General features: G+C 42.5%; 12 protein-coding genes. All 12 read right to left on the bottom strand.

Translation table 11 applies throughout. The features are described from left to right. Nucleotides 1–4 precede the first annotated feature (4 nt). The 12 genes from IEY03_RS12235 to IEY03_RS12295 all read right to left on the bottom strand — a co-directional run bounded on the left by IEY03_RS12235 (nucleotide 5) and on the right by IEY03_RS12295 (nucleotide 12875). A complete protein-coding gene (locus tag IEY03_RS12235; RefSeq protein ID WP_188842090.1) occupies nucleotides 5–721 on the bottom strand; it encodes a sulfotransferase in 717 nt (238 codons plus the stop codon). Between the two features lie 117 nt (nucleotides 722–838). Continuing rightward, nucleotides 839–2023 (bottom strand): winged helix-turn-helix domain-containing protein, encoded by a 1185-nt coding sequence (locus IEY03_RS12240; RefSeq protein WP_188842092.1) that lies wholly within the window; start codon nucleotides 2021–2023, stop codon nucleotides 839–841. 12 nt (nucleotides 2024–2035) lie between these two features. Beyond that, nucleotides 2036–2386, bottom strand: a complete 351-nt coding sequence (locus IEY03_RS12245; protein ID WP_188842094.1) for an FKBP-type peptidyl-prolyl cis-trans isomerase — start codon at nucleotides 2384–2386, stop codon at nucleotides 2036–2038. Nucleotides 2387–2623: 237 nt separating this feature from the next. Further along, nucleotides 2624–3958 carry an MATE family efflux transporter gene (locus IEY03_RS12250; RefSeq protein WP_229778313.1) on the bottom strand — a complete coding sequence of 445 codons (1335 nt, stop codon included), beginning with the start codon at nucleotides 3956–3958 and terminating at the stop codon, nucleotides 2624–2626. A 97-nt stretch (nucleotides 3959–4055) separates the two neighbouring features. Then, nucleotides 4056–5087 carry a protein-glutamate methylesterase/protein-glutamine glutaminase gene (locus IEY03_RS12255; protein ID WP_188842096.1) on the bottom strand — a complete coding sequence of 344 codons (1032 nt, stop codon included), beginning with the start codon at nucleotides 5085–5087 and terminating at the stop codon, nucleotides 4056–4058. Next, nucleotides 5084–5959, bottom strand: coding sequence for a CheR family methyltransferase (locus IEY03_RS12260; protein WP_229778314.1), 876 nt, complete (start codon nucleotides 5957–5959; stop codon nucleotides 5084–5086). The genes IEY03_RS12255 and IEY03_RS12260 overlap by 4 nt, the downstream gene beginning before the upstream one ends. A gap of 94 nt (nucleotides 5960–6053) precedes the next feature. Beyond that, nucleotides 6054–8252: a methyl-accepting chemotaxis protein gene (locus IEY03_RS12265; RefSeq protein WP_188842098.1), complete on the bottom strand. Its 2199-nt coding sequence runs from the start codon at nucleotides 8250–8252 to the stop codon at nucleotides 6054–6056. Between the two features lie 46 nt (nucleotides 8253–8298). Next, nucleotides 8299–8835: a chemotaxis protein CheW gene (locus IEY03_RS12270; protein ID WP_229778315.1), complete on the bottom strand. Its 537-nt coding sequence runs from the start codon at nucleotides 8833–8835 to the stop codon at nucleotides 8299–8301. 14 nt (nucleotides 8836–8849) lie between these two features. After that, complete coding sequence (locus IEY03_RS17085; protein WP_229778316.1) at nucleotides 8850–11216, bottom strand: chemotaxis protein CheA; 2367 nt, start codon at nucleotides 11214–11216, stop codon at nucleotides 8850–8852. Nucleotides 11217–11233: 17 nt separating this feature from the next. Further along, on the bottom strand, nucleotides 11234–11599 hold the full coding sequence (locus tag IEY03_RS12285; RefSeq protein WP_188842100.1) for a response regulator: 366 nt from the start codon (nucleotides 11597–11599) through the stop codon (nucleotides 11234–11236). A 12-nt stretch (nucleotides 11600–11611) separates the two neighbouring features. Continuing rightward, nucleotides 11612–11893 (bottom strand): STAS domain-containing protein, encoded by a 282-nt coding sequence (locus IEY03_RS12290; protein WP_188842102.1) that lies wholly within the window; start codon nucleotides 11891–11893, stop codon nucleotides 11612–11614. A gap of 319 nt (nucleotides 11894–12212) precedes the next feature. Continuing rightward, nucleotides 12213–12875, bottom strand: a complete 663-nt coding sequence (locus IEY03_RS12295; protein ID WP_188842104.1) for an SCO family protein — start codon at nucleotides 12873–12875, stop codon at nucleotides 12213–12215. Nucleotides 12876–12906 lie beyond the last annotated feature (31 nt).

Genomic DNA, 12906 nt, shown 5'->3' on the forward strand with positions numbered 1-12906 from the left:
AATATTAAAGTGAGTAGCTAAAAAACCGCCTTCTTTCAGGCCCTGAAGCATTGGCGCTAATTTTATTTGAATGCTTATATTCATCCCAACTTGCCACATTACGGCCCATGTTAAGTCGCGGAAAATCAAGCCGCTTAGCTGGGTATAATGGCGTTTCTATACCGACAAACTCCAGTAACTGAGTTAAGCCACCCGTTTGACTAATATCGAGTGATAAAAAATCATCTCGACCATCAAAATACGCTACCACCTGTTGCTGGTGGGTTAGGTAGCATTCACGTAAATGAGCCGCATCGGCAGGTTCAGCAACATCCGATATTTTAAAGCAGTGCTCAAAGCTGCGTTTCATTATCGGGTGAAAGCGGCCAGCATCTTTATCTAAATGCACTAACATGCGCCCGAGTAACATTTGCATCGACGGGATCCACTTATCTAACGGCCTGTCTAAATACACAAACCTAGCAGTAGGAAACAACTTATCTAATTGCTGATAATCGCTAAAACACGGCGCATCTGACACCGCATCTGCCAACATAAACGCCTGCTTAGTAAACGCTTGGTGCGCCACACTTAAACCATGTTCAAGCAAGGCCACACTCACACTCGTTGTGCCCGTGCGTGGCAAACCGATAATAAATATTTTATGGGGCAGTTTATTTACTACGGACGATGTCGACATAGTTGAGGATGATTTAGTGAAGTCAGTCAGCTTAGATGTCATTAACTTGCTATCGCATAGTGTCTTTTGAGTCGGGTGATGATTATACCGAAATCGCAGATTAAAGTGTTATCCAGGTGATAAGTGAGATTGATGATGTAATTAATGCGTCTATCTGCCTTATTTGATGGGTAGCATTTGGCTCATGGTTTTATCATTACACCGTATTAGTTGCCAACGTTGGCAGTAATTGAATGCACAATAATGTTTTATTGCTGCGATAAATGCAGGGATGAATTCACTAATATCAGCGTTTACACCATGTAATTGGGTGTTAAAAGCATACTCTTCAATGTGTAGGTTTTGCAGTAACAAGCATTGTTGTTTTCTATCGGCTTTGACATCGACTCGGCCGATAAAACGGTCGCGCCATAATATGGGGAGTGAGTAATAACCGTATTGGCGTTTGGCTTCAGGCACGTAGACTTCGATTTGATAATCAAACCCGAACCATTGCTTTAGCTTTTGGCGTTGGATGACGAGGTTATCAAACGGGTTTAGCAGCCAGACTTTATTTGGGATTTCAGCAGGTAAGGATAAGTTTGTCACAGAGTAATAATCTTGGTTTGATTCTGTAAAGTGCGATATTTCCCCGCGCTCGCACATGTGTGCCAATGTTTTGCTGAGCAAAGGTTTAATGCCTTTGCGTAAGTATTGGATTTGCTGCAAATTACCAAAACCATGGGCTGATAAATAGCGCAGAATTAAGTGGCTGGCAAACTCGTTATCGCTTGGCGGGCGAGTATCAATATGACTGGGTAATACCCGCTCGGTTAAGTCGTAAACTTTTTGAAATTTCTCCCGCCTAACGACCATGAGATCGCCTTGCATAAATAACTGCTCAAGGGCTTTTTTAGCTGGTTTCCAATCCCACCAGGTGCCAGCTTTATGATTTTCATCATGTTGAAATTGATTGGCTTTTAATGGGCCTTCCGCTGCGATACGGGCTTTCACTTCACGCATGACTTTATGCTCAGGCTCAAACCAATGTTTATCGCCCTGTTGCAGTTGTTGCTTGCGGTATAAGCTAAATCGATAATCCTCTATGGGTAGATATGCGGCGGCATGCGACCAGTATTCAAAAATGCTTTGACTGCTCATGGCGCTATCAAGTTGGCTGGGTGAATAGTCGGCTAGGCGGGAGTGTAAAACATGGTGATGCGCCCGTTCGACCACATTGATGGAATCAATTTGAATATAACTGAGTTGCTGAATGACCTCAGCAACTGCGCTTGAAGGTTGCAATAAACCTTGCTGTTGCAGGCTTATTTGTAGCCATTGTTGAGGAGAGAAGGGCGATGTCATTATGGGTGCGACTTAATCATCACGGGTTAATACTTCAAGCAATTCGATGTCGAAAAACAAATCAGAATGGGGTGGGATTTTATCGCCAATTTGACGTTCGCCGTAACCAAGACTTGCAGGCACTGACAGTTGACGCTTACCGCCGACCTTCATCGGGTTATCACCAATAATGCCTTGATACCAACCTTGAATAACCCGTTTTGCGGAGATCACCACTTGAAATGCTTCAGCGCTATCGAAAACCGAGCCATCGGCTAGGGTGCCAGTGTATTTACAGGTAATTAACGCGCCTTTTTCGGCGGCTTTACCTTGGCCGATTTCAATGTCATTGATCAGTAATTCTGCAAGAGTAGGTGCTGTCATGGTATCTCTTCATTTAGTAAACAATGCCCATATCATAACAGGTGATATGAGCATTGATAAATGTGTCATCGCAGCGGGTTACTGCACGGGGAGATGCTTTTTCAAGAATGCGTCTATGGTATAGAAGGTTTTTAATCTATCGGCGTTGTCACTCAAGTAATGGTCGCCATCTTCCAGCTCAACAAACTCGACATTTTTATTGTATTTTTTTGGTTTAGCCTCTACTTGACCTCCTGTTTAGATAAGCTTTTTTAACCTGAAATGGTAGTGCCACCCCAAGCTCAAACTACGAAATAACATAAAGGCACATAACGCTCCCCATAGGGCATGATTTTCAAATGTCTGCAAACTCCACCAAAGTGGAAAATACACCCCAAACGTTGCCAATATCATGCTGTTACGCATTACCTGGCCTTGTGCAGCGCCAATATAAACCCCATCAAATAAGTAGCAACCAAAGGCTAAAATAGGCATGGCAATTAGCCAAAATAAGTAGGTGTTTGCGGTTTGTTGTACGCTGGGGATATTAGTCAGTAAATGTATTATTTGATTGCCAAATAGCCAAAAGCTACCGCTAAATATGAGGGCGATAATCGCCGACCAAGCAAACGCTAGACTGACAGATTCAAATAACAACGTGGGGTTACCTTGGCCAACGGCTCGGCCTACTTCGGCCTCAGCATAGTAAGCTATCCCATCAAGTGCATATGAAATTAGCATCAATAAATTAAGTAATACGGCATTGGCCGCTAGGGTGGTATCCCCTAATCCAGCACCGTAAAAAGCCATAAAGCTGAATGCCGCTTGTAAGCATAAGCTGCGAATGAATATGTCACGATTAAGAGTGAGTAGGCGTGATAATCCGCTAAGCTTAAAGTGTTGTAGCAATTGCGACCAAGCAAAATGGCGTTGTTGTTTAAGCTGGCGTGTCACCATCAAAGCGGCAACAGTGAAGGCGCAGATGTCTGCAATAACGGATGCAAGTGCCGCCCCCTGCACATCCCATTGAAAACCGATGACAAATATCACATCCAAAACAATGTTGACGATATTAGCAATAATGAGTTGCCACATAGCGGCTTTGGGCTGTTGTCTGCCCAGCAGCCAGCCAAGTAACACAAGGTTGGTTAGGGCAAAAGGTAATGACCAAATACGAATTTCAACATATTGACGACAATAATGCTGCACTTGGGCGCTGGCCTCAGTTAAGTTTAGTGCCAATGACAGTATGGGTTGTTGTAAGGCTAGTGCGCCAATAGCGAGTAAAAGTGCTAAACCGATACCTTGAACCAATAATTGTTGTTGGGTGTGATTGTCTTGTGCTCCATAGGCTTGAGCAACTAAACCTGTGGTCGACATACGTAAAAATCCCAGTAGCCAGACTATTAAAGTTATTATGGTGCTACCTAGAGCGACCCCGCCTAAATAATATGCCTCACCAAGGTGGCCGATGACCGCGGTATCGATTAGTCCCAGCAGTGGAATGGTGATGTTGGATAAAATCATTGGAATGGCTAATGCCATTAACTGACGGTTTTTATCGCCATTGGAGAGAGCGCGCAATAAGGACATATAAAAGGTACTGTATTTTAGATGGTTTTATTATTAAGGAGGCGATATTGCCCCTAATTCATGGATTGGCTTAATGCCATCATTTGCCAAGACGACGTTAATTGATTGTCAGTAATGTGAGTAATTTACTACTCATATCGTCAAGGGGTAATACTTCATTTGCGGCATTGATACCGACAGCGGCACCAGGCATACCCCATACCACCGATGACGCTTGATCTTGAGCTATGGTATAAGCCCCGTTTTGCCGCATCGTTAATAAACCTTGGCTGCCATCATTACCCATACCTGTTAATAATATGCCAATTGAAGTTTTAGCGGCATTTTCAGCCACACTGTTAAACAGTACATCAACTGAGGGTTTATGGCGATTAACCGGATCGCTATTTAGCAACTTGGTTTTTAAATGAGCACCGTCACGAATGATGATTAAGTGCTTATCACCAGGGGCGATATAAACGTGACCCGCCAGTAGCTTTTCTCCACCCTGGGCCTCCATTACATTGAGGCCGCAATTTTTATTCAGTCTTGCGGCAAACGAAGTGCTAAAAACGGGCGGTATGTGTTGAGTAATCACTATTGGAGGAAAGTTAGCTGGTAGAGGGGTTAGTAAGGTTTGAATGGCTTCAATTCCCCCCGTTGACGCACCTATAGCAATCAAACGGTTTTTAAATTTGTTGTTAATGTCAGTTGGGGGTAACTGAATATGACGAATAGGAGGTGGTGCCTCAAAACTGATTTGACCAGCGGCTAATACTTTGTATACCAAGTTGTTTTGAAACAAGGATAGGCTATTTTGATGATTGTTTTTAGGCTTAGCAACGTAATCAATGGCACCTAATGATAGGGCTTCTAAGGTAACATCTGCGCCCTTTTGGGTTAATGACGAGACCATAACAACGGGCATAGGTCTTAATCGCATCAAGTTGCGTAAAAATGCTAAACCATCCATTTTGGGCATTTCAACATCAAGGGTCAGCACATCTGGAGAGAGTTTTTTGATTAACTCGCGCGCCTCGTAAGGATCTTCGGCTTGTCCAACGACAATAATATTGTCGTCGGCGTCTAACATATGAGTCAACAATTGACGCATAAAGGCTGAATCATCGATGACAAGTACTTTAATCATTCAGCCCCCTGTAATTGTTGTAGATGTGATGATAAAAATGGTGCGCTTCGTTGCTTAGCACGGTAAATAGTTTGGCCAACAAATTCAAAATCAGCTGCAAAATCATTGATACTTTCAGAGTGGCCAATAATTAAATAACCACCATCACTTAATAATGTTCTGAATTTTTTTATGATTCTTTTCTTTGTCTCGCTATCAAAATAAATAAACACGTTGCGACAAAAAATCACATCAAAAGGGCCATTCATTGGCCAAGGTTGCAGTAGGTTTAACTGTTTAAAGTGTACTAGATCCTTTATACGTTGTTTGATTGAAAAGTGTTCAGTTTTAGGTAGGGGCTTGGTGTATTTTGACGAGAAATTCGCTGGTATTGTGGGCAATACTTCGGCTGAATATATTCCTTTTTTTGCGGTTTCAAGTACTTGAGTGTTTAAATCCGTCGCTAAAATTTTTAAGTCAAATAGGTTTAAATCAATTCGGCCATACAGTGTCATTGCGATGCTGTAAGCTTCTTCCCCAGTAGAGCATGCTGCTGACCAAATACGAATTCTTTTTTGCTTATTGGCCAGCCATTGTGGGCAGATTTGTTTATCTAAATGCACAAAATGATGCTTCTCTCTGAAGAAAGCCGTTAAATTTGTGGTGAGCGCATTAATAAACTCGGGCAATTCCTGGGTATTCGTTTCTAAGTAACGGCAATATTGGCTAAAGGTTTTGAAACTCAAGGTGCGTAAACGTCGAGACAACCTTGAATACACCATCTGTTTTTTGCGTTCTGGCAGCACAATGCCTGTGTGTGAATAGGCTAGATTGCGTAAAAAGTCGAAGTCCGCTAAGGTCATCGGGAATTCTTGTTGCTGCCACTTATCCACAGTTATTATCCCTTAAGCAGGTTAAATGTGCTGTTTAACAAAAATTAACCTCAAGAACCAAGCCTGAGGTTAATCATGTTGCTCATTTAATTTGTTAAAACTCTTGCCAATCTTCGTTACTTACTTGAATTGCCATATGTTTTATTTTTGCTTTTTGCTCGTTTTTGGTGTCAGAGGCCATGAAGGCGTTGCCCGTATTGAAAAAGCTGAGTTTACGTTTCATTTGTCGAGCTTGTTCTGTCATGGTGTCACCCGCTGCGGCGATTTCTTCAACTAAGGCGGCATTTTGTTGCGTCATCTGATCCATTTGAGAAATAGACTTGTTCACTTCAAAAATACCGGAAGATTGTTCTTCTGCCGCAATCGAAATATGGGCAATCATTTCAGCCACTTTACTTACTGAAAGCATAATGTCTTTGAGCGTATCACCTGACTGATTAACCAGTTGAGTACCGTCGGTCACTTTATTCACGCTGTCTCTGATCAGCTCTTTGATTTCTTTTGCTGCACCAGCACTGCGTTGAGCCAAATTACGCACTTCCCCAGCAACCACAGCAAAACCTCGGCCTTGCTCGCCTGCTCTTGCAGCTTCTACTGCTGCGTTTAGTGCTAAAAGATTTGTTTGGAAAGCAATTTCATCAATCACAGTAATAATGTCAGCGATGCGTTTACTTGACTCAGTAATGGCATCCATAGCCACTACGGCTTGTTTAACTACATTACCACCTTGTTCTGCTTTTTGATTTGCTTCAATGGCAAGGTTATTGGCAATTAAGGCGTTGCTTTCACTTTGTTTAACAGTGGCAGTCATTTGTTCCATGCTGGCAGCGGTTTCTTCTAATGATGCCGCTTGCTCTTCGGTGCGTTGGCTTAAGTCAATATTACCTTGGGTAATTTCTTCAGCACTGGATGTGACCGTATTGGCGGCATCACTAATTTCACTCAGCACCTCAGTCAGGCGTTCAACAGTGGTGTTGGCATCTTGCTGTAGCTTGTTGAATTGTCCTGAATAGGTTCCGTCAAGTTGACGACTTAAATCACCTCTGGCTAAAGCATCAAAAAGTTTTACAACATCAGATAAAATGTTATCTGATACCGTTAACAATTGGTTTAGGCCTTTAGATAATGACAGGAAGAATCCGGCTTTACCTTCTAAGCTTAATCGCTGGCTTAAATCGCCTCCATTTGCCGCAGCAAGTAGTTGGTTAAGCTCTTTTTCTATCATGACTTCCGATGTGCGGTCTTCCCACTCAACCACAGTACCAATCCGATTATCTAAACTGTCCTGAATAGGATTGGCAGTAAACTTGAATACTCTGCTACCCACTGCAAACTCGGCTCTGTGTGTTGTTTTTAATGCTGCAATCACATTATGCTGATGGGCTGGATTTTTGTGGAAAACATCAATGTGCTCTCCGACAAGTTGTTTGGCATTAAAATTAGGTAAGCCTGTTCTGACGTCTTCTTCAGCATTTTCAAACATGGTTTGTAGCGCATCGTTAGTGTAAATAATACGATTGTCATTATCGGCGACCATGGTGCAAGCGCTGACACAGTCTAATGCCTGCTTTAAGCGGGTATTTTCAGCGGCGAGCATATGTTCTTTTTGAGTTTTAGCCACTTGCTCTGTCATGTCTAGCCATTCGACAACCGTACCTATACGTTGATCATCTTTAAATAAAGGCGTGGCGGTTAATCTAAAAGATAACCCTTCAATCACAAATCTGGTGCAATAAGGGGTGGTCAGCTTATCCATCAATTTACGTTGATGCTCGGGATGCTGATGGAAGATATCCATATTTGAACCTACGAGTTTATCTACCGATAAACGAGTGAGGCTTTTTTGCAATACTAGCTCGTTTGACTTAAACATTTTGTACAGCGATTCGTTGCGATAAACGATGTCGTAATGCTCGTCTGCCACCATGATATTACCCTGACAAGCATCTAAAGCTTGCATGTAAAAGCGGCTGTTGATGGTATCTTGATGCCATTGATTGAGTGCTGACTGAAGTTGCGGCCAATGTGATGCCTCAAACTCACCTAAATTAACGGTATGATCTGTGTCATAGCTGCTGGCAATATCCTGGGTTGCTTTAATAAGACGTTGATTCATCTGCTGTAGTTTGAATATGGCTAATAATGTACTCAACAAGGTTAACAGCAGTAATACGCTAACCCATAGCGTATCAAGCCCAGCAAGATCTCCCGCTAATGCGAGTGCGCAAAGTATCGGTGCCCCGTATGCAAGAGGATGGAGGCCACTGGTTGGCGTTGGTTGATTTACTTGCATGTTTTACGTCCTCTGTTTACTTATTCTTATATGGGCCAAATGTGCTTTAAACTGTGGGTATTTCGAGTTGCTCTATGATGCTAGACAATTGCTGTGCACTGGGTAAAACCTCATTTCCTAGGAGTTTATGCACATCTAAAATAATCACCATTTTGTCACTGAGACTGGTGAGTCCTTTGATAAATCTAACGTCAGTGTCGAGCCCAAAATCAGGTGTAGGTCTTAGGTTTTTATCATCAACAATAATCACATCAGATACCGCATCAACAACAATACCAATAATTTTACTGTTTTTTTCAAGTTTAACTTTAACCACTATCACCACGGTTGTTGGGCCATAGCTGAGTTCGTTTAGCCCAAAACGTTGGCGTAAATCTATGATGGGTACCACGTTGCCACGTAAATTAATCACCCCTTTTACATATTCAGGAGCATTGGGAATAGCGGTGGTTTTTTGCCAACCGCGAATTTCCTGTACTGAGAGTATTTCTACTCCGTATTCTTCTGGTCCCATTATGAATGTTAAGTATTGTTGATTAACATCACCCTGGGTTGCTTGCGATTGCTGATGCGAAACATCCACGTTAATTCGCTCCTTTATGCCGCATGTTCTTTATGATGGCCAATGCCAGAAAGATGTGTGAGGCTGATAACATCTATAATCAGTGCCACTTCACCATTACCCAGTATGGTTGCCCCCGATATACCGGGTGTTTTGGTGTAGTTAACCTCTAAGTTTTTAATCACCACTTGTTGTTGCGACAGTAACTCATCAACCAACAGGCCAACTTTTTTGTTATTGCAATCAACAATCATTACTATGCCTTTTTCAATATTTTTGGCATCTGCTTGATGGTTAAATTGTTCAAATACTTTAACGATAGGAATAAATTCTTCGCGCAGGTGGATGACCTCTTGGCGATGACCTTGCTGGTCTTTACCTAAATCATTTATCTGACGTTCAGATACCTGTAATGACTCATGAATCGACATCAATGGCACAACATACACATGGTCGCCTACTCGGACTAATTGACCATCTAAAATGGCAAGGGTTAATGGTAGGCGAATTGTCATATGACTACCTTTTCCCGGCGTTGAACTTAAGTTGATATCGCCATTGAGCTCAGTAATATTTCGCTTCACTACATCCATGCCAACGCCACGTCCTGACAGGCCTGATACATTATCCGCAGTTGAAAATCCGGGTTTAAATATTAGCTGGTGGATCTCTTCGGTGTTCAGGTGTTCGTTGTCTGCAACCAAGCCTTTTTTACGCGCGATACTGAGAATTTTATCTGTATTCAAACCTGCGCCATCATCGATGATCTCAATGATAATATTGCCGCCACGGTGAAATGCATTCAGTTTGATTGTGCCTGATTCAGGCTTGCCCAGTGTGCGCCTTTGTTCGGGCACTTCTATGCCGTGATCCAATGAATTGCGAACGAGGTGCACCAGCGGATCAACGATTTTTTCCATCACAGTTTTATCAAGTTCGGTTTCTTCGCCGCTGAGTACTAAGTCAACTTTTTTACCCAGCTGTAAACTAATGTCATGTACCAGCCTTGGGAAGCGATTGAAGGCAAATGATATGGGCATCATTCTAATTTGCATCACGTTTTCTTGCAGTTCACGGGTGTGAGATGCAAGTTGTTCTAACCCTAATCTCAGTGTAATAAGGGTTTCTTGGTTGATCGTTTCCTGTTGGCCAATTTGACCTAGCATGGCTTGGGTAATGACTAACTCCCCAACCATATTGATTAACTGATCTACTTTTTCTATGTTGACCCGTATGGAACTTTGATTGATATCGGTCGAGCGTGATGTCGGCCTGGCAACGACCGATGTATTGGGCTGTTCACTGGCTGTCGATACTGCGGTGGTATTACTTGTTAAGGTCTGGTTTGTCTCAACTTGCTTGATTTGATCAGCCTGTTCATCTGCAGTTTTTGTTTCTATTTGCTCAATGGGGAATGCTTGAGGGCTTGGCTGATTTTGTTGTTCAAAAGCTTCAGCCAAGGCACTCGACATATCAAAACTGTTGAATGGCTCAAGGGCTGATTGGGACTCAGTTAGGTTTGGTGTCGGTGCGTCTTTATGAACGAATGTTTCTTCACTGGCATGTTTATTTGCCTCTTTCAGGGCTTTGGCATCAAATGGCGAAATAAACTGGGCATCGGTTTCGGCGTTTCGTTCAAGTTGTGTAAATTGAATGTCACATTCACTTTCTACCCATTCGAATACTTCTTTAATGCGCGACAGTGATGTGTCAGTAAGCAGTAATAATCTCCACTGCAAATAACACACTTCAGCTTCGTATTCGTCTACATCTGGGTAAGCGACATCTTTTAATGTGACTTTTAGCTGCCCGAGCTCTGCAAGCTCAGTGAACATGTAAATGGGATCGTTGCCGCAGCGTAAAATATCTTCGCCAGCGCTAAAGTCGATTTGCCACAGGGCTAAATTGGGGTCCAAGCCTGTATCTGGCGGTGTGGTTTCTGACATCGATATATCGTTAGGAGATTGTACTTTATTGGCAGCAGAGTTATCGGTGGCGATATTGTCATTTGACGGCTGAGCGAGAGCTTGTTCGAACTGCTTCATTAACGGCGCTAATGCGGGATCATTAAAGGCTTGATCCTTCATTAAGGCATCAATCATATTGCGGATAACATCCACAGATGCCAGGAGCATTTCAACGTGCTGTGGTTGCATCGGCCTAATTTGTTCACGGATCTCGTCTAACAAGGTTTCGAGCAAATGTGTAAAATTAGCCACTTCGGTAAAACCAAAGGTTGCACTGCCTCCCTTGATTGAGTGGGCGGCGCGAAAAATGGTATTAATACTTTCTTGATCAAAATTATCAATATCAATTGCCAATAGCTCAGACTCCATTTTAGAGAGTCCTTCTAAGCTTTCTTCAAAAAAAACTTGGCTAAATTGACTAAGATCGATATCCATTTATGCTCTGCTTATCGCTAAAAACGGAGTACTTTGGCAGCGGTTGCCAATAGTTGTTCCGGATTAAAAGGTTTGACTATCCAGCCAGTGGCTCCTGCTGCACGCCCTTGTTGTTTTTTTTCTGGGCTAGATTCAGTGGTCAGCATTAATAATGGTGTAAAGCGGTATTGCTCAAGGGCTCGTAATTCTTGTATGAGTGTAATGCCATCCATCACTGGCATATTGATGTCAGAGATCACCAGATCAAACTGGTTTTGTTTAGCGAGTGCCAACGCTTCACTGCCATCAGCTGCCACATGCACTTCATAACCTGCTGTTTGCAAGGTAAAGCTGACCATCTGTCGCATGGAGGTGGAATCGTCCACTGCCAGAATTTTTTTCATTAAAACTGTCCTTTAAACTGAGCTAATCAGCGGTGGTATTGTAATAGCGAGTAATGCTAATTGCTTGCTTATCTCTTTATCGGCGGGAAGCCATGTAATATTAATTGACCGCTTGATACTGGTTTGATGCAGAAACAAGAGTAACTGCGCCCCTGCAGTATCAACTTTGGTCAGTTTGCTAGCATCAATAATAAAAGGTGTGGTTTGCTGTAAATGATTCGCAAGCTGAGAGTATATGGGCTGTATATTACGAATTGTAATCGCCGTGCCTAAATCTAGAGTGGTTTCAGTCATGCAGTATTCCAGCCGTTAACAGCAACTTATTAAAATATAGCCTTTATTACTATTTGAGCAATATTAATCATGGTTTTACAGAGATTATTAATCACTAAGGTCAGAGCCGGGCCCACATAAAAATAACTCGAACCCTTCGGGCTAGGTTTGATGGTCATTTTTACAGTGTTATCGACTTGCTATGTTGAATATCTAGACCACAAAGTTTCTGCCTTGTGCAAATAGGTCACAACTTGAGCAAATAACCTTGAAACGTCAACAGGCCTTAGATAACACGTTACTGATCAAATCGCTTAATGTAAACCGATGTTAAATCGGCTTATGCATTATTAACAATCTTTTTAAAATCAGCTATTAACTCATCATTGAGTATTTGAGGTGGTAAACCGGGTTTAGGTTTTGCCTTAAACACGGCGGTTTTTTCTCCTTGGGGCGAAACCAACACATAGGATGCACTGTGATCAATTTGGTAATTATCACCTTCACCCACCATAGCATAAACAAAGCCTAGATCACGGCTGAAGGGGAATAACTGGCTGTGTTCTGCGGTGATAGCTTTAAAATCACGGTTAAAAAAGTTGATGTAGTCGAGGCGTTTAGCTTGGGTGTCGCGTTGGGGATCTGCTGACACAAATACTACCTGTATATCGGCAGATATTTGCTGTAGTTCTGGGTAGGCCGCCGCCAACTTATTCAGTGTGGTGGGGCAGACATCTGGGCAAGAGGTGAAGCCAATAAAAAATAGACTCCACTTACCTTCTAACTGTTTATTTGTGAAACGGTTTCCGTACTGATCGCTTAGGCTAAAAGTTGCCAGCTTTCTCGGATTGTCGTAAATAAAGCCAGTGGCAAGTTCTACATTTTTGTAGGGTGATTGATGCATTGGTGCTACTGAGTTATTTGAGGGTGTGAGCCATTGATAAGCGGCAGTACCGCTTATCGCCACCGCCATCAGTGCCACAACTATACTGTGCTTACGCATTTAGCACGTCCTTTATCATTAATGTCATTTT

The sequence above is a fragment of the Shewanella aestuarii genome (assembly GCF_014647215.1).
Classification (GTDB): Bacteria; Pseudomonadota; Gammaproteobacteria; order Enterobacterales; family Shewanellaceae; genus Shewanella; species Shewanella aestuarii.